This is a genomic window from Pedobacter gandavensis (genome assembly GCF_032678465.1).
Taxonomy (GTDB): domain Bacteria; phylum Bacteroidota; class Bacteroidia; order Sphingobacteriales; family Sphingobacteriaceae; genus Pedobacter; species Pedobacter gandavensis_B.
In genome coordinates this window covers 1-23,887 of the sequence record NZ_JAVTSK010000015.1, presented here as the reverse complement: position 1 = coordinate 23,887, position 23,887 = coordinate 1, and the positions used below count along the sequence as shown (strand labels likewise).

General features: G+C 39.5%; 20 protein-coding genes. 8 read left to right on the top strand and 12 right to left on the bottom strand.

What is annotated here, in order from left to right; all coding sequences use genetic code 11:
* Positions 1-2: 2 nt before the first annotated feature.
* The 4 genes from R2Q94_RS20940 to tgt all read right to left on the bottom strand — a co-directional run bounded on the left by R2Q94_RS20940 (position 3) and on the right by tgt (position 6,104).
* A complete protein-coding gene (locus tag R2Q94_RS20940) occupies positions 3-2,810 on the bottom strand; it encodes a hypothetical protein (protein WP_316823427.1) in 2,808 nt (935 codons plus the stop codon).
* A 165-nt stretch (positions 2,811-2,975) separates the two neighbouring features.
* Complete coding sequence (locus R2Q94_RS20935) at positions 2,976-3,869, bottom strand: DMT family transporter (RefSeq protein WP_316823426.1); 894 nt, start codon at positions 3,867-3,869, stop codon at positions 2,976-2,978.
* Complete coding sequence (locus R2Q94_RS20930; RefSeq protein WP_316823425.1) at positions 3,870-4,973, bottom strand: LptF/LptG family permease; 1,104 nt, start codon at positions 4,971-4,973, stop codon at positions 3,870-3,872.
* Positions 4,974-6,104 carry a tRNA guanosine(34) transglycosylase Tgt gene (tgt, locus tag R2Q94_RS20925; protein WP_316823482.1) on the bottom strand — a complete coding sequence of 377 codons (1,131 nt, stop codon included), beginning with the start codon at positions 6,102-6,104 and terminating at the stop codon, positions 4,974-4,976. It abuts the gene before it with no gap.
* A 129-nt stretch (positions 6,105-6,233) separates the two neighbouring features.
* Here tgt and R2Q94_RS20920 point away from each other — a divergent pair, with 129 nt between their 5' ends.
* The 4 genes from R2Q94_RS20920 to R2Q94_RS20905 all read left to right on the top strand — a co-directional run bounded on the left by R2Q94_RS20920 (position 6,234) and on the right by R2Q94_RS20905 (position 10,796).
* Positions 6,234-7,355: a glycosyltransferase gene (locus tag R2Q94_RS20920; RefSeq protein WP_316823424.1), complete on the top strand. Its 1,122-nt coding sequence runs from the start codon at positions 6,234-6,236 to the stop codon at positions 7,353-7,355.
* Positions 7,346-7,978, top strand: a complete 633-nt coding sequence (gene rsmG / locus R2Q94_RS20915) for a 16S rRNA (guanine(527)-N(7))-methyltransferase RsmG (protein ID WP_316823423.1) — start codon at positions 7,346-7,348, stop codon at positions 7,976-7,978. The genes R2Q94_RS20920 and rsmG overlap by 10 nt, the downstream gene beginning before the upstream one ends.
* Positions 7,979-8,191: 213 nt before the next feature.
* Positions 8,192-9,283 (top strand): DNA-processing protein DprA, encoded by a 1,092-nt coding sequence (gene dprA, locus R2Q94_RS20910; protein ID WP_316823422.1) that lies wholly within the window; start codon positions 8,192-8,194, stop codon positions 9,281-9,283.
* A 151-nt stretch (positions 9,284-9,434) separates the two neighbouring features.
* Positions 9,435-10,796, top strand: coding sequence for a pyridoxal-phosphate dependent enzyme (locus R2Q94_RS20905; protein WP_316823421.1), 1,362 nt, complete (start codon positions 9,435-9,437; stop codon positions 10,794-10,796).
* Positions 10,797-10,942: 146 nt separating this feature from the next.
* On the opposite strand, the gene murA is transcribed toward R2Q94_RS20905, so the two are convergent.
* The 5 genes from murA to R2Q94_RS20880 all read right to left on the bottom strand — a co-directional run bounded on the left by murA (position 10,943) and on the right by R2Q94_RS20880 (position 17,702).
* A complete protein-coding gene (gene murA, locus R2Q94_RS20900; RefSeq protein WP_316823420.1) occupies positions 10,943-12,268 on the bottom strand; it encodes a UDP-N-acetylglucosamine 1-carboxyvinyltransferase in 1,326 nt (441 codons plus the stop codon).
* A 39-nt stretch (positions 12,269-12,307) separates the two neighbouring features.
* A complete protein-coding gene (locus R2Q94_RS20895) occupies positions 12,308-12,997 on the bottom strand; it encodes a DUF4290 domain-containing protein (RefSeq protein WP_316823419.1) in 690 nt (229 codons plus the stop codon).
* Positions 12,998-13,211: 214 nt separating this feature from the next.
* A complete protein-coding gene (locus R2Q94_RS20890) occupies positions 13,212-15,518 on the bottom strand; it encodes an ATP-dependent helicase (RefSeq protein ID WP_316823418.1) in 2,307 nt (768 codons plus the stop codon).
* 119 nt (positions 15,519-15,637) lie between these two features.
* Positions 15,638-17,185 carry a PH domain-containing protein gene (locus R2Q94_RS20885; RefSeq protein ID WP_316823417.1) on the bottom strand — a complete coding sequence of 516 codons (1,548 nt, stop codon included), beginning with the start codon at positions 17,183-17,185 and terminating at the stop codon, positions 15,638-15,640.
* Positions 17,154-17,702 carry a PH domain-containing protein gene (locus tag R2Q94_RS20880; RefSeq protein WP_316823416.1) on the bottom strand — a complete coding sequence of 183 codons (549 nt, stop codon included), beginning with the start codon at positions 17,700-17,702 and terminating at the stop codon, positions 17,154-17,156. Before R2Q94_RS20880 ends, R2Q94_RS20885 begins: the two co-directional genes overlap by 32 nt.
* Before the next feature lie 102 nt (positions 17,703-17,804).
* Between R2Q94_RS20880 and R2Q94_RS20875 the strand changes: the two genes are divergently transcribed.
* From R2Q94_RS20875 to R2Q94_RS20865, 3 genes are all read left to right on the top strand, one after another.
* Positions 17,805-18,350, top strand: coding sequence for a hypothetical protein (locus tag R2Q94_RS20875; protein ID WP_316823415.1), 546 nt, complete (start codon positions 17,805-17,807; stop codon positions 18,348-18,350).
* Positions 18,351-18,592: 242 nt separating this feature from the next.
* A complete protein-coding gene (locus R2Q94_RS20870) occupies positions 18,593-19,963 on the top strand; it encodes a dipeptidase (RefSeq protein ID WP_316823414.1) in 1,371 nt (456 codons plus the stop codon).
* 78 nt (positions 19,964-20,041) lie between these two features.
* Positions 20,042-20,974: a glycoside hydrolase family 25 protein gene (locus R2Q94_RS20865; RefSeq protein ID WP_316823413.1), complete on the top strand. Its 933-nt coding sequence runs from the start codon at positions 20,042-20,044 to the stop codon at positions 20,972-20,974.
* 6 nt (positions 20,975-20,980) lie between these two features.
* On the opposite strand, the gene R2Q94_RS20860 is transcribed toward R2Q94_RS20865, so the two are convergent.
* From R2Q94_RS20860 to R2Q94_RS20850, 3 genes are all read right to left on the bottom strand, one after another.
* On the bottom strand, positions 20,981-21,457 hold the full coding sequence (locus R2Q94_RS20860; protein ID WP_316823412.1) for a MarR family winged helix-turn-helix transcriptional regulator: 477 nt from the start codon (positions 21,455-21,457) through the stop codon (positions 20,981-20,983).
* Between the two features lie 174 nt (positions 21,458-21,631).
* Positions 21,632-22,726, bottom strand: coding sequence for a dipeptide epimerase (locus tag R2Q94_RS20855; protein ID WP_316823411.1), 1,095 nt, complete (start codon positions 22,724-22,726; stop codon positions 21,632-21,634).
* A 29-nt stretch (positions 22,727-22,755) separates the two neighbouring features.
* Positions 22,756-22,938, bottom strand: coding sequence for a hypothetical protein (locus R2Q94_RS20850; protein WP_316823410.1), 183 nt, complete (start codon positions 22,936-22,938; stop codon positions 22,756-22,758).
* A gap of 319 nt (positions 22,939-23,257) precedes the next feature.
* Here R2Q94_RS20850 and R2Q94_RS20845 point away from each other — a divergent pair, with 319 nt between their 5' ends.
* Positions 23,258-23,758 carry a peptidylprolyl isomerase gene (locus tag R2Q94_RS20845; RefSeq protein ID WP_316823409.1) on the top strand — a complete coding sequence of 167 codons (501 nt, stop codon included), beginning with the start codon at positions 23,258-23,260 and terminating at the stop codon, positions 23,756-23,758.
* Positions 23,759-23,887: the final 129 nt, after the last annotated feature.

Here is a 23,887-nt window from a genome sequence, read left to right as displayed (position 1 = left end):
GGTTAAAAGCTATAATTTAAAATTAGTTCTAAGATAGGATTTTGGTGATATATTTTGTTCACAAAAACCACTCTGGTACCTAGATCCACGACTGGCTGGTAGCGGAGTAGGTTCATACTACTACGCAATTCGAAGCCAAAAGTTTTAGGCTGACCAATATTTGTGTCTTCCCCAAGGTTTTCATAATGACAAAATAGTCCAGCACGGAGGTTTCGAATATAGGCCAATGCGCCCAATTCTGCATCAGGAAAAACAATAGGAAAACGGTAGTTCAGCAATAAGGTATTCTTCAGTATGTTTCTGGCGGCAATGTTGTTGTAGCCATAAACGGTATTGATTTGCTGGTCGAATTTTCGGATTCCGGCTGTTCGCTGAAAGCTCAAATTGGCCAGAAATGAATGGTTTCTCGCAAATCCTGGAAAATAAAGAAAACTTTCTGCTGCAAAAAGATATCCTGACAACTGGGCATCAAATGGCTGATGCAGGTAACTGAAACGAAGTATTTGTGCCCATTTAGGGGCGATATCTCTTTCTGATTGCCTGATAGAATGGGTAAAGCTGAAGCTATATTCCATTGGAAATCTCAGGGTGCTGATGTAGTTATTCGGCATATTCTCTGGACTGTACCTTTTGGTGTAGCTGCTGGCCGTGGTCAGTGAAAAATTGTAATTGTGGTTTAATGCATTAATGCTGAGGGGGAGTGTGGCTGAAATATTAACATTGTTTTCGCGCCAGTCGCCCTGCTGGATACCCTTATTGCTGTTGTAAAAAGCGCGTCTTGGCCTGTTGCGATAAGTAAGGCCTAGTACGGGATAAAAGCCCTTGTAGGTAATACCGGCATTGTACTCAAAACGACCCAGATCTCTGAAATAATTGACACCAGCAAAGGCATTCATGGTATTCAGGAGGTTGTCTGAGCTGATTTGTAAGCCAGCACGGTATTCATTTTCAATCACCGGATTGATGCTGTGCAATTGAAATAAGTCTTTTATTCCACCGTAAGATTTTGAGTTATAAGTACTGTCAGGAATATCAGTAAATACACTGCCGGTATTTTCTTGTTTTGCAGCTGCTGCGCCTAGAAATACAAAGTGATTTTCCCCAATTGATTCCGGTTGAACAGTTGTTTCAGCAACATTGTATCCGGTAATTCCATAGTTATTGAAAAGTATAGATTGTTGATCTACAGAAAAAGTAGGGTTAAAAGCACCATATTTAGCTTTAGTCAGGGCACTGATTTTTTTAGCCTCATCTATGTAATATATATTATCAATACCGTTGTAATGCGCATTAAAAGCGATTCCTTTGGAAAAATAAACGGGTCTGCTCAGTTGCTGTTGCGAAGCGGGGATTAATACAGTAGTTTTTCCATCGCGGTTGATCTCACAAAGTGACTTTCCTTGCTCAGTTACAGTGATAAAAGCCAGAGATGAGCCATCCCGACTAAATGCAGGGGTTTGAAGAATCAGATTTTCCGGATTCGGATAAGTGTGTAGGATCTGTCCTGTGGCCGCATCTATTTCCACCAGATTGCCTTTATTGCTCAGATCATATTGTACTGCGACTATTTTTTTACCATCGGCGGAAAGTGCGGGCGAGAAAAGTCTGCTTCTGGAGCTGAGTCGATGGACTTTGCCACTTTCCAGATGGTAACTGCTGATGACACTGTAGCTGCGTTGTTTGTATCTTGGGTCATACCTGATTTCGTCCCAAACCAGTAAGCCATTGGCATAGCTAAACCAGGGTTGTTCCTGAACTCCAATATGAAGTAGCGATTTTTCTTTTTTATCCTTGTTGATTCTGACAAAATGAGGGCTTTCTCCTTTACTTTGTTTTAGTGCAAGGATATCCTGGTCATTGATTTTTACAGGCAGAAAGTAGCTGGTTGCGATGTCTGCTACTTCATTTAAGGAAGAATAGGTTTTAGCAGGCGTTTTATTGGCCTGTCCTGTCCATTCTGCCCTCAGTTTTTCAGTATTGGTATGGAACCATTGCGTCGTTCCTTTTCCACTATATTTCCGCAGACTTTTAGAAAAGGGATATAAGCGAACAGGACGATGTCTGATGTCGGTAAGGACACTGTCAAAGACAGTTTTTCCGGCCTTTTCCCGAATGGCTGAAGCCAGGGTATATCCAAGTTGATAATAGCCAGGAGTAAGGTCTTTTTCGGAATCAAAGTTAGATTTGGTGTAGGAGTAGTTTTTTCCTTCCAACAATTGGGTTCTATAAGGCATAATCCAACTGGGAATTCTTCCCCGGCCGGCATTACTGAGTGAAGTTTCCGTACTTACCGCATCGCCTTCAAAATACCATAATGGAATGCTCAGACCAAACCAGGCAAAATAGACCGTTTCCGGAAATGGATGGGCTTTTCCACCTGTAAGTTTATCGAATTGTGCCACATGACGAAGTTCATGGACGGCCAGGTTATTTAGCCAATCCTGACTGTCAAATTGTTGCGGAGGAGTGGTGTAAAATTCGGACTTTTTTGGTGCTAATTGTACAAAGCCATTGGCAATTACGCCCCGGTTTTGAAATACGATTGGAATTCTGGCTTTCGATTGTCCAAGGCTGGCACCTACATAAGGATAAATGTGGCTGATCGTATTCGACATTCGCTGCGCTTCCTTTTCTAATTCAATAGGATAAATGATCCTGAATCCAGTCGCATTAATTTGCCTCCATTTTACGCTTAAGGGGTTTTGTTCGGTACTGAATATTTGTCCATAGCTTTTGGCTCCGTTTACGCAAAGTAGTGATGAAGTGAAGATGCTGATGATGAGGTATTTGTTTTTCAGGAATAGCTTCATTTTTTTGCTGAATTGTTTTTTAGGAGCTGATCAATTTTTTTTTAGAGGTTAACCTTTGATTTCAAAGAAACATGCTGATCTAAATTATAGCTGTTTCGGCAGAAATATAGGTATTTTTTGGGAGATCAGGACTGTTGTTTTTCAGCAGGCTATGCTTGCCCTGCACTAATTCAGTTTCCTGCGTTTCTGGTATATCGGATATAGAAAAACTGCGGAGATAATCAGGATGGCACCAGCATAAAAACCAGGTGACATTGTCTCTTTTGTACCAAAGAAAAGGAAAGCGAGGAGGATACCGTATACTGGTTCCAGGTTGGTGATGAGTGCTACCCGAAAGGCAGATAAAGTTCGCATCACAGAAACACCTGCAACATAAGCCAATGCAGTACAGATTGTTCCTAATAAAAGGAGATAGGACCAGTCTGATGTACTGAGGTTAAATTGTTCAGTAAGTAAAGACTGGTCGAATAAACGATAGATGCTGATCCAGAAAAAAGCGCCAGTCATTTCGTAGAAACCGATAATTTTAGGATCGCTTTTCTGTACTAGTGTAGAGTTAATCGTGGAGAATAAACTGGAAGCCAGGGCAGATAGGAGGCCCATGATGATTCCAAGTGTATAACCAGATTCGAATTTAAATATCATGTAAATCCCCAGGATAATGAGGAGTCCGATAAGAACATCGGGAACAAGAATTGCTTTCTTTTTGATGAGTGGTTCCAGTATCGCAGTAAAGAGCGTAAAGGAGGAGAGGCAAACCAAGGTAACGGAGACTGTGGAAACCTTAATCGCATAGAAAAATAAAATCCAGTGTACGGCGACAATGCTGCCCGTAAAAAAGAATTGAAGAAATTGCTTTCTGCTGATCTTCAAACTAGTTTTTGTGCATAGAAAATAAAGCAACAAAGTCAGACTGGCGATCATCACACGATACCAGACCAGTTGTACTGCGTTAATAGAGATGACCGCGCCTAAAATTCCAGTAAAGCCCCATATAAAGACAGTTGCATGTAATACCAGCAGATTTCTTTTAGGAGAATTGGGAACAGATGCGGTCACTTATTTTGGTGCTTTTCTGAGTAGATAATAACCTAATACACCGAAAAATATAGTAGGTGCCAATACTGCAAAAAGTGGGGAAATTCCTCCTTTTAGGGAGAACATTTTAGCAAATTGGTTGAGTAAAATATAACAGAAGCTGAGAATAATTCCCATTCCGAGTGGCAATCCAACTCCTCCACGAACTTTTCTGGAAGACAGTGCAACACCGATGAGTGTCAGGACGAAAGCAGATAAAGGTTGTAAATATCTTTTGTAACGTTCAAATAAAAGATCATTCATGATACCTGAACCTCTGATTTCTTCCTTTTTAATCTTTTCAGCCAGGTCTTTGTTCGATAAGTTTTCAAAGATATTGTCGTATGCTGAAAAATCATCAGGACGCATATCCAGTATTGTGTCTTTGGTTTTGTTGGCGCCATTGATCATGGTTTCCTTGAGGCCATCAATATTTCTGATGGAGTAATTAGTCAGCTTCCAGGAGCGCTTTAAGGAATCCCATTTGATTTCTTCTGCAACAATCTTTTTGGTCATCACGTCATCTTTAAAATTATCTAAAGAGAACTGTGCACCTGTCTTAGACTTATTGTCAAAACTCCTCATATAGATGTAAGTCTTCGCATCTAGTTTCATATGGATGTCCGATTTACTACTCGGATCATTCTTTTTGATGTAGTTGTTTTCGAAGTTGTTCTTAATCTGATTGGTATAAGGAAGAATGTAGAGGTTAGATGCCAGATTGGCTGCAAAAATCAGGAATGCGGAGACAAAATAAGGAAGGAGAAAGCGGTTAAAACTTACTCCTCCACTTAAAATAGGTACAATTTCCGTCTGATCGGCCATTTTTGCGGTAAAGAAGATCACGGCAATAAAGTTGATCAGTGGAGAAAGCATATTGACATAAAATGGAATTGATCCTGCGTAGTACAGGGAAATCACTTGCCAAAAGGTCAGGTTATTACCGAGGAAGTCATCGAGTTTCTCTGAAAGGTCAAAGATGACAATAATGACTACGAAAAGTGTGAGGGTATAAATGAATGTACCCAGATACTTACTGATAATATACCAGTCGATGATTTTAATCCTGCCTCTTAAAAAATCCATTTATAGTTTGTTACCTAATATGGTCACCATTTTGTTTTTCCAGGCGTAAAACTCGCCACTGATGATTTTCTCTCTGGCTGTTTTCACTAACCAAAGGTAGAAATGTAGGTTATGTAAGGTAGCAATTTGTGCGCCTAACATCTCCTTAGAGTGCATCAGGTGTCTTAAATAGGCTTTAGAGTATACCTGATCTGCATATAAATCACTTTCTGCATCAATAGGAGAGAAGTCGTCAGCCCATTTCTTATTGCCAATGTTGATGATTCCATTTCTGGTGAACAGCATTCCATTTCTTGCATTTCTGGTTGGCATTACACAGTCAAACATGTCTACACCCAAAGCGATGTTTTCAAGAATATTGATTGGTGTACCTACGCCCATTAAATAGCGTGGTTTTTCATAAGGTAAGATGTCGCATACCACTTCAGTCATGCCGTACATTTCCTCAGCTGGTTCTCCAACAGATAAACCTCCAATTGCATTTCCTTCACGGTCCATGCTGGCAATAAATTCTGCAGATTTCTTTCTGAGATCTTTATATACTGAACCTTGAACAATAGGGAATAAAGTTTGGTTGAAACCATACTTAGGTTCCGTAGAGTCAAATCGTTTGCAGCAACGTTTTAACCAGCGGTGAGTCATGTTGATTGAATTCGCCGCATATTTATAGTCACAGGGGTATGGCGTACACTCATCAAATGCCATGATGATATCTGCACCAATCGTGCGTTGGATGTCCATCGCATACTCAGGTGTAAATAAATGTTTCGAACCATCGATATGCGAACGGAAAGTCACGCCTTCTTCTTTAATTTTTCTTACTTTACTCAAAGAATAAACCTGGTAACCTCCGCTATCCGTTAGAATCGGGCGATCCCAGCCAATGAATTTGTGCAATCCACCGCTTCTTTCAATAATGTCTAAACCTGGTCTCAGGTATAGGTGATAGGTATTTCCAAGAATAATCTTGGCGTCAATATCCTCTTTAAGTTCTCTCTGGTGAACAGCTTTAACTGTTCCGGCAGTGCCTACAGGCATGAAAATAGGAGTTTGTATGTCCCCATGATCTGTTGTTACTGTTCCTGCCCGCGCTTTTGAATGTGTATCTTTTGCCTGTAAGGTAAATTTCATATATCTGTATGCTCCACTAAAATCTGCCAAAAGTAGCAAAAATAACGCTATAAATGCCCCTAAATTTTTATCCACATAAAGGAATTTACAGATTAAAAACCTGAAATTTGGAGGCTACAAAATTATAACGTGGAATTAACCTTACTAGAGATTGGCCTTCTGGGCGCATTTACCTTCTGTTTCCTAATACAACTATACTTTAGCCTGTTTGTTCATCTGAAACTTGCATTTTATCCGGTAGAACCTATCCCTGAAACGGCAAAAAAACCATTAAGCGTGGTCATCTGTGCACGTAATGAAGTGGAAAACCTAAAAGCTTACCTGCCATCTGTACTGGCACAAAATTATCCTGATTTCGAGGTGATTGTGGTGAATGATCGCTCCTGGGATGGTACAAGACAACTTTTGGAGGGCTTTGCATCACAATACAGACGCTTGAAGATTGTGACGATTGGAGAAGGAGAGAAGTTTATTGCGGGTAAAAAGTTTGCAGTGACTATGGGCATCAAGGCGGCCTCTAACGATTGGCTGGTTTTTACGGATGCCGATTGTGAGCCAGCTTCAGAAAACTGGTTAATGGGCATGCAGCAAAGCGAAAATCCGGAGGTAGATATTGTTTTGGGCTACTCTCCTTACATGAGAAAAAGAGGGATTTTGAATGCATTGATTCGCTTTGAAACTTTTTTTACTGCAGTAAATTACCTTTCATATGCTATAAAAGGCATGCCTTATATGGGAGTGGGTAGGAATATGGCTTACAAAAAGACACTTTTCTTTAAGAATAAAGGCTTTGCGGCACATATGCATATTCCTTCTGGAGATGATGATCTTTTCGTGAATGCGAATGCAACAGCAGCTAATACCGAGATCAGAATCAATAAAGATGCACAGGTATGGTCTGAACCTAATACGAGTTGGGCTGGGTACCTCCGACAAAAGAAACGTCATTTCGGTGCCGGAAAATTCTATAAAAGCAAACATAAGTTTATTCTTTCCTGTCAGATTATCTTTCAGTTTTTGTTCTATGCCTTCTTTACAGCACTCCTGTTCTTTAAGGCCACTTTATTCCCTGCACTCGGAGTATTAGGACTGAGTATTCTGATCCGTTGTTTTATCTATCCCCGCATTTTAAAGCGGCTTAATTATAGTGATTTAAGATGGTGCTTCCCGATTCTGGACATTCTCTTATTCATTTTCCTCGTGTTTAATGGCATTCTGTCTATATTTGTAAAAAAGGTAAAGTGGAAATAAGATCAACGCTAATACAAGAATATTTTAAAGATCTGACTGAAGAGCAAATTGCTCAATTCGATCAGTTGTATGATTTATACAGTTTCTGGAATGCCCAGATCAATGTGATCTCCAGAAAAGATATTGAAGAACTTTACGTTCGTCATATTCTTCATTCTTTGGGAATTGCTAAGTTTTGTACGTTTAAGCCGGGAACAACGGTACTTGATGTAGGAACTGGCGGTGGCTTTCCTGGAATTCCTCTTGCGATTATGTTCCCGGAAACACAGTTTCATCTGGTAGATTCCATTGGTAAAAAGATCAAAGTGGTCACAGAAGTGGCGGCAGGTTTAGGCTTGAAGAATGTGAAAGCAAGTCACCTTAGAGCAGAAGAAGTTAAAGATAAATACGACTTTGTCGTTTCAAGAGCGGTTACCCGCCTGATCGACTTCTATCCATGGGTAAAAGATAAGTTCAATAAAAATTCTAAAAATGCAATTGCCAATGGGATTCTTTATCTGAAAGGTGGTGATTTAACAGAAGAAATTAAGGAAACCAGATTGAAAGCAGAGCTTTATCCGCTTTCTTCGTATTTTAAAGAAGATTTCTTTGAAACGAAGTTTGTGGTTTATATTCCTCAATAATTAAGGTACCTCTCTTTGAGAGATCCTATGAAAAAAGCTGTAATTCTTTGAAGACATTCGAAGAATTACAGCTTTTTTTATATGCTACATACGGTTCTTCTCCGGAAAAATGGAAGTATGTTCAGTGATTTAAACACCACAATCTGTGATATTTTAAGAACCAAAATTTTAAAAACATGGTGATAATCTAACAGATAACACATAAGTTAGCCCATGAGCTTAATTTATAAAATCGCCCTGACCATGATCCAGAATGTAGGGCATATCACTGCAAAACATTTATTAACCCATTTTATCAGGCCTGAAGCAGTATTTAAAGCAACTAAAAAGGAGTTGATGCAGGTTCCTGGTGTAGGTACCATTACTGCACAACATATTTTGGGCAAGGACGCTATAAAGAAGGCTAAAGAACACCTGAAATTTATAGAAAAGTATCAGGTTCAGGTACTGTTTTATACCGACGATAATTATCCTCAGAGGCTGAAGAATTGTGATGATGCTCCCATTTTATTATACTATAGAGGGACTGTAGACCTGAATCACTTACGCATCATTAGTATTGTTGGAACCCGCATGGCTACCAGCTATGGTAAGCTGCTCTGTAAGCAATTGGCAGAGGTCTTGGCAGCTTATGATGTAATGATTGTAAGTGGGCTTGCTTATGGCATTGATGTGAATGCACACCTGGAAAGTTTAGCACGCAACATTCCGACGGTAGGTGTACTGGCGCATGGGCTGGACCGGATGTATCCGCAGGTACATGCACAAATTGCAAAGAAAATGTTGCTGAATGGTGGCTTACTCACAGAATTCCCTCCTTTTACCAATCCTGATAAGGAGAATTTCCCTAAGCGCAATCGCATTATTGCCGGAATTTCTGATGTGACAATTGTGGTAGAGGCTGCCTCAAAAGGAGGGGCGCTCATTACAGCAGATATTGCAAATTCCTACCACAGGGATGTTTATGCTTTCCCGGGAAGAACTACGGATCAATATTCTCAAGGTTGCAACTTCCTCATTAAGACCAATCGGGCCGGACTACTCAATCATGCGAAAGACCTTCCTTATTTTTTAGGTTGGGAGGAATCTTTGTTAAAAGTTGTTGAAGCAATAGAAGAGCTGCCGACAGCACTGAGTCCGCTGGAATTAAAAATACTCCAACTACTCAAGGTTTCAGATTTGCATATTGATGAGCTGACCTTGAAACTGGATCTCCCCCAAGGTCAGTTGTTATTGCATTTGTTGAACCTGGAAATAGAGGGCCTGCTGATTTCTTTGCCAGGTAAGCGCTATCAACGGTGTTAGTTATTCTTTCTTTACCTATATAATAGATGGTATGGAAGTCTATTGGACTAGTAGATTAAAATGTTATTCTGTAAATTTTTATTTTTCAATATTAAATAGTGAATTATGATTTATAAATAAAATTCTAAGCGTCAATTTGTATTTTTGTACCATGTGGTACAATAATATTTTGGAAACCATTGGCAATACGCCATTGGTAAAATTGAATAACATTACAAAGGATATTCCTGCTACGGTATTGGCGAAAATTGAAACCACCAACCCAGGGAATTCAATTAAGGACCGTATGGCACTTAAAATGATTGAAGACGCCGAGAAGAGCGGTAAGCTTAAGCCGGGTGGTACGATCATAGAAGGTACTTCTGGAAATACCGGAATGGGACTGGCTATGGCAGCAATTATTAAGGGCTATAAATGTATTTTCACGACCACAGATAAGCAATCTAAGGAGAAGGTTGATGCCTTACGTGCTTTTGGTGCGGAAGTAATCGTTTGTCCGACAAACGTAGAACCGGAAGATCCAAGGTCTTATTATTCCGTTTCTTCTCGTTTAGAGCGTGAAGTTCCAAATTCATGGAAACCAAATCAATATGATAATCTGGCCAATTCACAGGCACATTACGAACAGACAGGGCCTGAAATCTGGGCGCAAACTGAAGGTAAAATCACGCATTTGGTTGTGGGTGTAGGTACAGGCGGTACAATTTCTGGTACAGGAAGGTATTTAAAAGAGCAGAATCCTGATATTAAAGTATGGGGAATTGACACTTATGGCTCTGTATTCAAAAAATATAAAGAAACAGGTATTCTAGATAAGAATGAGATCTATCCTTACATTACGGAAGGGATTGGAGAAGACTTCTTACCAAAGAACGTTGATTTTGACGTCATTGATCTTTTTGAGAAAGTGACGGATAAGGATGCAGCCCTGATGACCCGTGATATTGCCCGAAAAGAAGGAATATTTGTTGGGAATTCTGCAGGATCGGCGATAGCGGGATTACTGCAATTGAAAGATAAATTAAAGCCTGAAGATGTGGTGGTAGTGATCTTTCATGACCATGGAAGTCGCTATATGGGCAAAATGTACAATGAGGATTGGTTGAGAGAGCGGGGATTCCTTAAGGATGAAAAGCTGACTGCCAGATCAATTCTTGCGAAGAAAGAGTCGACGGAAATCGTGACGATCGATTGTGAGAAAACCATTCTGGAGGCCATCAATAACATGAGTACTTTAAATATTTCTCAGATTCCTGTTACTCAACAAGGAATGGTAGTAGGGAAGGTGGCTGAAAGTGATATTCTTAAAGCACTTTTAGAGCATCCTTCTTTAAAATCTGCTCCGGTAAAGGAGATTATGTCAACTACTTTCCCCTTTGTGGATTTGAATACCTCCATTGATCGAATTTCCGCGTTGATCAATAAAGAAAACTCTGCAGTATTGGTAGAAGATGAGCATGGTAAGATTGAAATTATCACGCAGTATGACATCATAAATGCAATTTCAGGATAGTTAAAACCCGAATGTTCTTTTCCTTTTAAGGCTGAAGAATAGTCTATTATAGCATTCCTTTAAACATAAAAAAAGCTCCCTGATATTCAGGGAGCTTTTTTTATGTCTTTAGATCCGGCTCAGTATGACCTGCCGAGCCTTTATGATTAGTGACTTGGTGCAGAGGCATCTACACGTTTAATTTGCGCACCCAAGGCACGTAAACGTGTGTCAATATCCTGGTAACCACGCTCAATCTGCTCAATATTGAAGATTGTTGATTTTCCTTCAGCAGATAAAGCAGCAATTAATAAGGATACTCCTGCACGGATATCCGGAGAAGTCATGCTGATTCCTCTTAATTTGTATTGCTTGTTGATACCGTTTACAGTTGCTCTATGTGGATCACAAAGGATGATCTGAGCACCCATGTCGATCAGTTTATCTACGAAGAATAAACGGCTTTCAAACATTTTCTGGTGAATCAATACAGATCCTTTGGCCTGAGTAGCTACTACCAATACGATGCTCAATAAATCAGGAGTGAATCCTGGCCATGGAGAATCCGCAATGGTTAACATTGATCCATCAATAAATGATTCAATTACATAGTGTTTTTGAGAAGGAATGTAAATGTCATCACCTTTTAGCTCAAATTTGATCCCTAGTTTCTTGAAAACTTCAGGAATAATACCTAGTTCATTGTAGCAAACATTTTTGATAGTGATTTCTGATTCTGTCATCGCCGCAAGGCCAATGAAAGAGCCGATCTCGATCATATCAGGTAACATACGGTGTTCTGTACCTCCCAATTTGGTTACCCCTTCAATGGTTAATAAGTTAGAGCCTACACCAGAGATTTTCGCACCCATACGGTTTAACATTTTACAAAGTTGCTGTAAGTAAGGCTCACAGGCAGCATTGTAAATGGTGGTGATTCCTTTAGCCATTACAGCAGTCATCACAATATTTGCTGTACCCGTTACAGAAGCTTCATCCATTAGGATATAAGCACCTTTAAGTGCAGTTGCATCTACGTTAAAGAATTCTTTTTTCGGGTCATATACGAATTTGGCCCCTAATTTCTCAAAACCTAGGAAATGCGTATCCAGTCTTCTGCGACCGATTTTATCACCACCTGGTTTAGGAATTGCAGCTTTTCCAAAGCGTGCCAATAGCGGTCCAACGATCATAATTGATCCTCTTAAGCTTCCACCTTTAGATTTAAATACATCTGACTGGAAGAAATCCAGGTTGATATTTTTTGCTTCAAAAGTATAAGTGTCTTTTGAAAGGCGTTCTACGATAACGCCAAGGTCTCCTAAAAGTTCAATTAATTTATTGACATCTTTGATGTCAGGGATATTACTGATGGTTACTTTTTCTTCAGTTAATAAAACTGCTGAGATAATTTGAAGGGCTTCATTCTTTGCTCCCTGAGGTGTGATCTCACCTTTTAACTTTTGTCCACCAATTATTTCGAATGCATTCATGTTGTAATAAGCTTGTATAGTATTGTAAATTGGTAAGAACTAGTGACGTGGTTTTGGATTATTATTGTTGTTACGCTGTGGGCGGTTATTGTTACTAGAGTTGTTTTGTCTGCCTTTACCGTTATTGTTATTTTGTCTGCCGCGGTTATTGTTGTTCGCTGGCCTTGCTGCTACCGGTTTGAATTCTACCTTAGCCAGGTTTACATTTTCATCCAATTGCAGTTGTCCGCCAGATAGTTCGCGTAAGTTTTTCAGAATGGTTTCATCAGCTACACTGTCTTTGTTCCAGGTCACATAAGCCATTTTCATGAAATTGGCGATGCCTTGTACCATTGCAGCTCTGCGTTCCGGATCTTCAACCGCTTTGGCTTTTTCGATCATCGTTTCTACAGTTTTACCGTAATGCTTATAGGTGATTTTTTGCTGCGGGTAGCCGATGTGTTTCGGTTTGACCAAAGCGTCTTCTGGTGTAGGCTTAGGATATGGAGAATCTACATCGATTTTATAACCGGAGATGATGTGTAAATGATCCCATAGTTTATGTTTAAAGTCGGCAACATCACGCAAATGCGGGTTTAAGAATCCCATAAGATCTATCACCGCCTGCGCATATTTATTACGTTCTTCAAGGTCGGGTAATTCAATAATGTACTTCACCATGTTCTGTACATTACGGCCGTATTCGGCGAGGATTAACTCGTTTCTTGTGGTATTATAATCGAAATTCATCTGTATAATTATACTTTTTATTTTTATGTACGACCGGTTCTTACGGACCGGCCGGCCCTATTGGGCGTATTAAGTCATCTTGAGTAGGCTAAATCTGCTAAAGGCCCATCGTATCAGGTGATAACGGGATAAAGCCATATTTTGTATAATCTTTATTTATCTTTAGTAGTCATCCCAGATGATAAAATTCATCCGGATGACGTAAAGATAGAGTTTATTTAACAATTCGCAATTTAGCAAATTTTAATAATAACTGCTTATTACCCAGACCTTGAAAAAATACCGTTGCTTTTACATCAGGTAAACTACCTTCCAGACTTACAATTTTACCGAAACCGAACTTCTCATGTTCTACGTCCATTCCATTTTGGAAGAGATTGGCGGCATCGGGTGCGAAACCAGGACTAGGTACGTGTGCTTTCGGTAATACGGATGTTTTTGGTCTGGCTGCAGTAGAAGTACCCGTAGAACTACCAGAAGCCGCAGGTTTTGGCTTACTGAAGGTATCTCTTTGTTGTGTCCAGCTTCTGCGCTCTGAAGAGAAGCTGTCGTCGCCTGTACTCACTTTAGCCGCTTTTGGTATTTCAATTTCCAGGTAACGTGGATTGATTTCTTCAATAAAACGACTCGGTTCACAATTGGTCAGCGTACCCCATCTGTATCTCGAAGTCGCATAAGTAAGTGTCAGTTTCTTTTCGGCACGGGTAACTGCAACATAAAATAACCTGCGTTCTTCTTCCAGATCAGATCTTGAATTCAATGACATTTGAGAAGGGAATAGGTTTTCTTCCAGACCCACTACAAATACATTTTTAAACTCCAGACCTTTAGAAGAGTGAATCGTCATTAAGGAAACGGTATCTACATTTTTATCATTCGATTTATCATCGTTGGTCAGCAAGGCGATATCCTGCATAAATACTTCCAGACTACGGTCTTCTATATCTTCGCGTTCTCCAAATTCCTTAATACCATTTAATAACTCCTGTATGTTTTCATGTCGTCCACGCCCTTCATCGGACATGTCTGAATGTAATTCTTTTAGGATTCCGGAGTGTTGTGCAATGTATAATGCAGCTTCATAAGCATCCAGTTTCTTAGCTTCCACCGTGAAACTCTTGATCATCATTGCAAAATCATTCAGTTGATTGGCAATTCTTCCGCTAATATATTGTTGTGGATTACAAACCACTTCCCACATGGTGGTGTTGTGCTCATCTGCAGCAACCAATAGCTTTTCTACCGTAGTATCTCCAAGCCCTCTTTTTGGGTAGTTGATCACCCTTTTGATGGCTTCTTCATCACTAGGATTGAAGGTCAGGCGGAAATAGGCAATTAAATCCTTTACCTCTTTACGTTGATAGAAAGAGAGTCCACCGTAGATTTTATATGGGATGTTGAGTTTTCTTAAACCTTCCTCCATTGCCCTGGACTGGGCATTGGTACGGTATAAAATGGCAAAATCATTATAGTTATAACCTTTGGAACTGCGTTCCTGAATGATGGATTCTGCAACAATTTTACCTTCCTCATTGTCTGTAAATGCACGCTGAACCCTGATCCTGTCGCCAGACTCATTATCAGAGAAGACATTCTTTTCTAATTGGTTTTTATTGTTGGCGATGATGCTATTGGCAACTTCTACAATATTTTGAGTAGAACGGTAATTTTGCTCTAATTTATAAACTTTCAAGTCCGGGTAATCGCGTTCAAAATTCAGGATGTTCTGAATGTTTGCCCCCCTGAAGGCATAGATACTTTGAGCATCATCACCCACCACACAGATGTTCTGGTAGGCGGCGGCAAGTTTTTTCACGATGGTGTACTGGGAAAAGTTGGTATCCTGGTACTCATCTACCATCAGGTATTTAAATTTCTGCTGGTATTTATTCAATACATCGGGATGGTTTTTTAGCAATACATTGGTTTTAAACAACAAATCGTCAAAATCCATTGCTCCTGATTTGAAGCAGCGTTTGGTATAAGTTTCATAGATCGCACCGATCAGGGGGCGTTTATTACTGATGTCTTCAGCCTGAATTTCTGCATTTTCCTGATACTCTATATGAGAAACCAGGTTGTTTTTTGCAGAAGAAATTCTATTGTAAACGAAGTTTGCATTGTAAAGTTTGTCGTCCAGTTGCATCTCGCGTAAGATCGCTCTGATCAGACTTTTACTGTCGTCTGTATCATAAATGGTAAAACTGGAAGGATAGCCGATTTTTTCTGCTTCTACTCTTAATATTTTTGCAAATACAGAGTGAAAAGTACCCATCCAGATATTTTTTGCTTCCGGGCCAATCACTTTCATGATTCGCTCACGCATATCTTTTGATGCTTTATTGGTAAAAGTAAGCACCAGAATATTGAATGGATCTACTCCTTTTTCAATCAGGTGGGCTACTTTATAAGTGATGACACGTGTTTTTCCGGAGCCCGCACCTGCGACAATCATTGCTGGTCCCTGGGTGTTTTCTACTGCTGCGCGTTGTTGGGGGTTTAATCCTGCTAAATAATCCAAAATGCTATCCTGTTCTGCTTTTAAAGGTATTGTTTAAACCATGTATTGGTATCGGTAGACCTTAAGGTAGGCCCGACTACATTCGGACAAAAATAAGAAAACTATGTCTTTTATTGGAGTTACATCCAATCTTTTTTGCCCGACTCTACTTTATATAACCAATAGTTTACCATACGATGAATATCGGCATACTTTCCATACTTAAAATGAATAGTTCCGGCAGCGGTATGCAGGATCAAATGACCAATATCGGCGCTTTTATGCCAAAAATATTGCCTGGTGGTAATCTTTTGGATGTTATGAGCTTCCATGATTTGGTATTCAATATCCCAGATGCCACTTTTTTTAATGATGAATGCTTCGGAAACATAAACTCGATGATGGGCATATTCAAAATATAAGGCAATGCCCACTAAAATGGAATAAGGGATGATCCACCACAAATATTGATGTAATGGGGGATGGAGGGAGGTTAGATCTGAAAAAACAAGTACAGGAATCAGGATCTTTAACATGACAGTAAGGAATAAAAACCTGTAATTGGGCAGAAAAGCGCTGCCTTTTAAAGGCAAACGATGGTAGATCATTTTAAGCAATTCATTCTTTTCATTTTCATCTGAACCGGGGATTTCAATGTCATGTTTTTTATGGTCCGTGTTGGCTTCTTCTGTAGTACCAAAAGCGGCTTGTTTGAACCTTAGATTGAACAGGTTGAGTTTCTTTTGAAAATAATTCTGACTGAAACTACTGATCTGCACCCTTGCAGGTTTGAGTAGGGTATGTTTTTTTTCAAAGAGACCGGAATTGATGGAAAGAAAGGTGTTTTCCTGTTTTACTTCAAAATCGAAATATTTCAGGAAAGTTCGGATCAGGTTGGTGCCCAAAATAATCAGTAAGGCGAATATCAGGAGTATACAAATAGAGAGGAACTCAAGGCCTTCAGTATGGAGCTGTTGAAGCGGGTTTTCCTCCAGGTTGAAGGCTTCAGTGTAGTTTTTTGTGGCTTCAATAATCGCGAAGACAAAACCGGTCAGCAAGGCGATACTTGCCCCGTAATTAGAGGTTAAACCTATTTTCAATAGGGTCTGGTTACTCAATTTGAGGAGAGGGAGAGGATGCTGAACAGGCAGTTCTTTCGTATGGATATCAGCTGAGGATGTTATTGTATGGCTTGCCGGATTATTTGTTTTGCTGAGTAGTTTTTCCCGCAGAATGGTGGCTATTTCCTGATCAATCGCTCTGATACTGCCTTCTTTTTTATCGCTGCCAGCCGTGTCAATTTCAAGACTATATACGCCAAAAATTCTTTGAACCAGAGATTGATTGATGTTTACCTGTTGAATTTTATCCAGTCTGATAAGTAGATTTTCCCGGTTTAAAACACCTTTTCTGATGATGAATTCCTGTTTTTCTTCATCCAGGAAGAAACTGAATTTAAGGTAGCTGAGGTAAGCATAGAGGGCTAAAACCAGCAGGAAAATCAGAAATCCTAAGAGGAAGTATTCTTTACCACTACTTTTCGTTCGTATAAAAAGTAATAAAATGGGAAATATCAATACGCGGATACTCTGTTGCAAATGGTTGAAGAAGATGATGATGACACCCACTGCGGATTGTCTTCTTGGCGCGGAGAAATTACTTTCCATCGGTGTCCCTTGATGATTCATGATGCGCTTGCTGGTTGAGTTGTCTGCTGAGTTCCTGCTTTATGGTATGGGCCAGTTCGATATCCAATCCGGGGATAACAATGTTTCCTGAGAGTCCCCCAGCAGTGAAAATATGTAAAGCAGCCAAATGAAACAATCTTGAAAACACTCCTTCATTGAGCGTGATGTGCTGAATCCTGTTGAAGGGAACAATTGAGGTGGAAATAGAAATGATACCGCTTTTATAAATCAGGTCTTTTTCCCTGATGGCAAAACCTCTTTTCTTCATGCTGACTTTGTAAATCGTAACCAGTAAAATTCCTATCATTACATATCCTCCAATAAGAAGATAGCTTTCGGCGAAGGTTAATTTTAGTAGGTAGCACAGCAGGTAAATGGCCATCCCCAAAAAAAACATAAATACTGCAATGTTCAACAGGATCACTTTCCAGTATTTTTTGTTGAGCTGATGAAGGGCAACAGTTTCATATGTTGGCAGCAAACTTAAGTCTAAGTTTTCGTTTGTAAAATCTTGCATTTTGTAGGTAAAATAGCTTTCAAGACGAAGTTAATAAATTATTCTTATGCCCGGTCCCCGGGGGATTTGTGTTTATTTTCATATTTTTATAAAAAATATTTTATGAAGTTAGAAATTGAAGTAGATGTTATAGGTGTTCATTTGGCTGATTTTGAGGGAAAGATCGTAGCGCCTGCTTTTATTGATAGTGTGGACGGTGGCGTTAAAATGACTTTTTTAGGGATTGATTCGCTAAAGGAATATAAGTCGGAATTGATGCAGGAAGAGGCTGCAGCAGTAGCCGGTTCAGAAGCAGTAATAAAAGAGAAAATTAATAAAGGATTGAAAAAAGCGATTTCTGATCATATCAATGTGATGGAATCTATTAAAGATTATTCTGAAGCTTTATTCACTTTTATATATAGTACTGATGCGCATAGAGAAGATAAGAAATATATCTTCAATGAGCTGATAGAAGGGTTGCGTCTTTCAGAAAATGACGGAGAGCTGGATACTGCAATTAAAGACAGTACTTATGAAATGGGAGAATTTACGATTGGTTATAAAATGGCCTTTAGAAAATATTCCTGTGATTTTGTAAATTATGATTTTCTGGCATTAAGAGACCAGTTGGTTGCAGATCTGGAAAGCCTCCAAAAGAGTTTATAATAAAATTCATATTGTTAAGGAAGCCGTATCATCAAATTGATACGGCTTTTTTGATGCGCTCTTTCTACTTTTTTTATGCGCTTTTCAGAATAAATTTATCTAGTTTTATCGGCTCAAATTAATGGCGTTTTATGGTAGGGAATTGTTGGGAGGATACGCTTCAATCTTCTGATAAGATCTTCATTCCCTGATCAAAAACGAACTATAGGTCTTTAAACTAAATTTTGAAATAACCATTTGTTATGCAAGAGATTAAAAAATATGTAGAAGAGAACAAACAACGTTTTTTAGAGGAGTTGTTTGAGCTATTGCGTTTTCCTTCAGTAAGTGCAGATCCTAAATATAAAGGTGATGTATTGAAAACAGCTGATTTCGTAGCTCAGAAACTGAAAGAAGCGGGTGCGGATAATGTGGAAATTTGTGAAACAGCTGGCTATCCGATTGTGTACGGTGAGAAAATTATTGATGCAGCATTACCTACCGTTCTGATTTACGGTCATTATGATGTACAGCCTGCCGATCCTTTGGAGTTATGGGAAACACCTCCTTTTGAGCCAACTGTACGTGATGGTAAAATCTATGCGCGTGGTGCTTGTGATGATAAAGGTCAATTCTACATGCATGTGAAAGCTTTTGAGTTGATGATGAAAACCAACACGCTGGCTTGCAACGTGAAATTCATGATCGAAGGAGAAGAAGAAGTAGGCTCTGCAAATCTTGGTGTATTTGTGAAAGCAAATACAGATCGTTTAAAAGCGGACGTTGTATTGATTTCTGATACTTCTATGATTAGCATGGAAAACCCTTCTATTGAAACCGGACTTCGTGGTTTGGCGTATATGGAAGTAGAGGTAGTAGGTCCGAACCGTGATTTACACTCTGGTGTATATGGTGGGGCTGTAGCCAATCCGGCAACAATTCTATGTAAGTTAATTGCTTCTCTACATGATGAGAACAACCACATCACTATTCCTGCTTTTTATGATAAAGTAGTTGAATTGTCTGATGCTGAGAAAAAGGCTTTAAATTCAGCGCCATTTGACCTGGACGAGTATAAAAAAGACCTGGATATCAATGCGGAATGGGGAGAGAAAGGTTATTCTACTTTAGAGCGTACTGGAACAAGACCAACTTTAGAGGTGAACGGTATCTGGAGTGGTTATATCGGAGAAGGTGCTAAAACTGTTTTGCCTTCTAAAGCAAATGCTAAAATTTCTATGCGTTTGGTGCCAAATCAAACTTCTGAAGAGATCTCTGAAATCTTCGCAAAGCATTTCGAAAGTATTGCTCCTGACTATGTGAAGGTAAAAGTGACGGCGCATCATGGTGGTGAACCGGTAGTGACACCAACAGATAGTGTAGCTTACCGTGCTGCAGAGCAGGCTATCCTGGATTCATTTGGTAAAAAACCTATCCCTACAAGAGGTGGTGGCAGTATTCCAATCGTTGCCTTGTTTGAAAGTGCTTTAGGCATTAAATCGGTATTGTTTGGTTTCGGATTAGATAGTGATGCTTTACACTCTCCAAATGAGAAGTATGACATCTTTAACTATTATAAAGGAATTGAGACTTTGCCATTATTCCACAAATATTTTGCAGAATTGAGCAAATAATCGATTGATTCTAAATTGAATAAATAGATAATCAAAAAAGGGCAGTCCAAATCGGCTGCCCTTTTGTATTTTTACCCCATGCCATTAGTACCACCAGATTCTCCCTTACTTAAGAAAACACCTGTTGCAAGAAAGCCGGCTACGCCTAGAAAAAAGGCAGCAGCAAAGCCTGGCTTGAAACGGAAAGTGGTAAAGAAGAAAAAACCAATGGCAATGGAGTGGAAGTTTGCGATTGTGGGCTTAATGTTGATCCTGCTGTCCCCATTTTATTATGGTTACATCATTAAGGGCTTCAGCTCTACCTGGCGATGGATAAAAGACTGGGGCCAAGATCCAAATTACCGTACCTATAGCAGTTTTGATATTCGCATTCCTAAAATGCATTCCATTCATGGCATTGATGTTTCGTACTATCAGGGAAAAATTGATTGGCGTAGGGTAAAAGCGATGAAAGAGGATGAGGTGAATGTGAAGTTTGCTTTTATTAAGGCTACAGAAGGGATTTTAAGCGTAGATCCATATTTTCAACGCAATTGGAGAGAAGCGGCTAAGGCCGGGATTGTTTGTGGTGCTTATCATTTTTTTAGACCTCAGAAGTCAGGCGAATGGCAAGCTAAGTTCTTTTTGCAAACTGTGAAGTTTGAAGAAGGAGATTTGCCTCCTGTGGTAGATATTGAACAATTGAATGGGGTTGATCCGGCCAGTATGCGTAAAGAGCTTCAGGATTTTATCCATTATGTAGAAAAGAAAACGAAGGTGAAACCGATTATTTATTCGGGACTTACTTTTTATAGAGATTATTTGAAAGGTCATTTCGATGAATATCCTTTGTGGATTGCTCATTACCATCAGGCAAAGTTGAAAGTGAGCGGAGATACCAATTGGTTTTTCTGGCAACATTCTGATAAAGCCAGGATCAATGGGATCAATCATGTTGTGGATTTTAATGCCTTTAATGGAGATAGTGTCGCTTTTGAGCGACTGAGGATTCCTAAAATCCTCAGTTACTAATATCGGCTATTTATCGATGTGTACGCCCATCCGGTGACACTGATGAAGTTTTTCATGAAAATGAATCATTTTTTCCATGGTCTCTGTCATCATTTCCAATTGTTTCTTTCCAATTAGTTTTTCGTATTTACTAGTGAGTAGACTGGCCTGTTCGGCTACCTGTAAGTAGAAAGCACGACCTTGTTCCGTCAGCTGAAGGAGATTCGCCCTGGCGTCGGTGGTACTTTTCTCTACTTTTATCAGCCCACTCTGTTCCAGCTCTTTCATGATCTTACCCGCCGCCTGTCTGCTGACCTTAAGTGTTGCTGCAATGGCGCTGCTGGATTTTCCTGCCAGGCCAACGGCCATGAAAAAAGGCATAAAAGCCATATTGAAATGTGGTTCCTGAAGGGGGCAAATGTTTTTTTCGCCCCAATCGTCTGTTAATTTTTTAAGCACATATAACTGTTGAAATAAAACAGCTTGTTTATGGTAGTCTATCATTAATGTGGTGGTGTTTGTAAACTAAGTTTACCAAATTAATGAAATGGATTAAAAAAATCAAGAGCTGGATATAGGTGAATTGCTGATTCTCCTTTGCTTTGAACAAGAATAGCTGCGGAATCGGGTAATTGTAATTGCTATTGGCTTAATTGTAAGTTGTATACTTCAACCGTACTAAACAAGAAAACATTCACAGCTTTTTAAAAATCCCGGATCTGCATCAGCACCAATACCCGGACTGTCGGGAATTTCAAGGAAATAACCATCATAAGTCAATCCTCCAATTACCGGGTCAATCAGGTGTCCGAGTAAGCAGGTGTCCAGGTCAAAAAAGACTATATTTGGACAAGCTAAAGCAAAATGAAGGTTTGCCGTGCTGGCAATTCTGCTTTCTAACATGCCGCCAATCATACATTTTGTGCCAGTTTGAAGCGCAATTTCATGGATCTTTTGTGCTTCCAGAATGCCTCCGGATTTGGCGAATTTGATGTTCAGGTATTCGCAGGATTTGCTGTTGATGAGTTTACGTGCATCATGGTGGTGATAACAACTCTCATCAGCCATGATTTTAACCGGAGAATTGAGGTTCAATTCCGGTAAATAATCATCGTACCAGGTTCGCATTGGCTGTTCACAGAATTCAATGTCGTATTCGGCAAGTTTTCCTAAACCAAATAATGCATCGTCAAAATTCCAGCCCTGATTGGCATCCAGTCGAATTTTCATTTTATCCCCTACCGCTGCCCGGATCTGCTTAATGCGCTCTATATCTTCTTTGATATTTTTACCTAATTTGACTTTTAAGATGTTGCAGCCTTGCTGCTGGTATTTTATCGCGGCTTTTGCCATCGTTTCCGGACGATCAATACCAATGGTCATATCGGTTTCTACTATTCTCTTTTGCCCGCCAAGAAATTGATACAAGGGCTGTTGTGCCCGTTTTGCGGAAATGTCAAACAAGGCCATGTCAAAGGCACTTTTGATGGTTGCATTGTTTGCATAGCCCATTAAGTCGTTCATTCTTTCCGGAATGTCCAAAGGATCTTTCCCGATGAGAATTTTGGCGAAAACTTTTGCCATCGCCAGACAGGTTTCCTGACTTTCGCCAACAATCATTGGAAAAGCGGAACATTCTCCAACACCATGAATTCCAGTATCAGTATGTATCCTGATCAATACATTTTGGGCAAAATCCATGGTACCTGTTGCGATCACAAAGGGAACTATAGGAATGCTAAAGCGATAAATCTCTATCTGTTTGATCTTCATGGGCTAATGCTTTGCGTAAAAATACCGATTTATTTTTTTATCGTGATGGTTCTGCCAGTCACCAAATGAAAGGTATAAGTGCGGTATAAGCCATCATCAGAAGTTTCAATTTCTTCAACCAGGCCGGTTTTGCTAAATGTATCGGTTACTAAATCTCCTTTTTTTATCTCCTGAAGCACTTCTGAGGGGGTGTCTTTATTTAATCTGATCATTTTCTGCTTTATTTTTTATTTTGTGGTTAAAGATAAGCTCATCGATGCGGTATCTGTCATCAGCAAAGCATAATAAATAGGAGGGCGGTTCTTTTTTGATGGTAATGAATTTTGGATGACCTAACGCTATGAGGAAATAAATTGCTTAAACGAATTGGGAATCAGGTTTTTTCGGTTCTGAGGAACAAATTCAGTACCACCTTTGTTAAAAGATAAGGAAAGCATTGAAACAAAAATCTATATTTGCCAAAATAATTTTGCCAGTTGCCAGTAAAATGGCTGATGAAGCATTGAAATTGATAACTAAAATAACATCATAATGAGTATTAAACCCAATACAGTAGTATCATTAACGTACGAATTGCATACGACTAATGAAGAAGGACAACAAGTTTTTGTAGAGAAAGCAGATGAGCAAAATGCGCTTGTTTTCCTTTATGGAACAGGAATGATGTTGCCAAAGTTCGAAGAGCATTTGGCTGGATTAAATGTTGGTGATGAATATAGCTTTGAGCTATCTGCAGCTGATGGTTACGGTGACTTAGATCCGGGAGCTTTTGCTGATTTGCCTATCGATATGTTCAAAGAAGCTGGATTACCTGCTGTAGGTGATGTAATTCCTTTGCAAGATAACCAAGGTAACCATTTTAGAGCGGGTGTTACTGCAATCCACGAAACTGCTGTTTCTGTAGATTTAAATCACCCAATGGCTGGTAAAAACCTTATTTTTGCTGGTAAAATCCTTTCTGTTCGCGAAGCAACTGAAGAAGAATTAAGCCATGGCCACGCACATGGTGCAGATGGTCATCAAGGTCACTAGTAGATCTTTATTGATATTAAAAGAGGGCAGCCTGATATGAAGTGACCCCAAAAAGTTGGACGGATTAACAAAATTAAGTTTTTTGGACGAGAGCTCGGTATTCCACCGGGCTCTTTCCATTTAGTCTGG

Coding starts and splice junctions, on each gene's coding strand:
- R2Q94_RS20940 (WP_316823427.1), bottom strand. CDS start 2,810: ATGAAGCTATTCCTGAAAAACAAATACCTCATCATCAGCATCTTCACT.
- R2Q94_RS20930 (WP_316823425.1), bottom strand. CDS start 4,973: ATGGATTTTTTAAGAGGCAGGATTAAAATCATCGACTGGTATATTATC.
- tgt (WP_316823482.1), bottom strand. CDS start 6,104: ATGAAATTTACCTTACAGGCAAAAGATACACATTCAAAAGCGCGGGCA.
- dprA (WP_316823422.1), top strand. CDS start 8,192: ATGAGCTTAATTTATAAAATCGCCCTGACCATGATCCAGAATGTAGGG.
- R2Q94_RS20905 (WP_316823421.1), top strand. CDS start 9,435: ATGTGGTACAATAATATTTTGGAAACCATTGGCAATACGCCATTGGTA.
- murA (WP_316823420.1), bottom strand. CDS start 12,268: ATGAATGCATTCGAAATAATTGGTGGACAAAAGTTAAAAGGTGAGATC.
- R2Q94_RS20895 (WP_316823419.1), bottom strand. CDS start 12,997: ATGAATTTCGATTATAATACCACAAGAAACGAGTTAATCCTCGCCGAA.
- R2Q94_RS20885 (WP_316823417.1), bottom strand. CDS start 17,185: ATGAATCATCAAGGGACACCGATGGAAAGTAATTTCTCCGCGCCAAGA.
- R2Q94_RS20880 (WP_316823416.1), bottom strand. CDS start 17,702: ATGCAAGATTTTACAAACGAAAACTTAGACTTAAGTTTGCTGCCAACA.
- R2Q94_RS20875 (WP_316823415.1), top strand. CDS start 17,805: ATGAAGTTAGAAATTGAAGTAGATGTTATAGGTGTTCATTTGGCTGAT.
- R2Q94_RS20870 (WP_316823414.1), top strand. CDS start 18,593: ATGCAAGAGATTAAAAAATATGTAGAAGAGAACAAACAACGTTTTTTA.
- R2Q94_RS20865 (WP_316823413.1), top strand. CDS start 20,042: ATGCCATTAGTACCACCAGATTCTCCCTTACTTAAGAAAACACCTGTT.
- R2Q94_RS20860 (WP_316823412.1), bottom strand. CDS start 21,457: ATGATAGACTACCATAAACAAGCTGTTTTATTTCAACAGTTATATGTG.
- R2Q94_RS20855 (WP_316823411.1), bottom strand. CDS start 22,726: ATGAAGATCAAACAGATAGAGATTTATCGCTTTAGCATTCCTATAGTT.
- R2Q94_RS20850 (WP_316823410.1), bottom strand. CDS start 22,938: ATGATCAGATTAAATAAAGACACCCCCTCAGAAGTGCTTCAGGAGATA.
- R2Q94_RS20845 (WP_316823409.1), top strand. CDS start 23,258: ATGAGTATTAAACCCAATACAGTAGTATCATTAACGTACGAATTGCAT.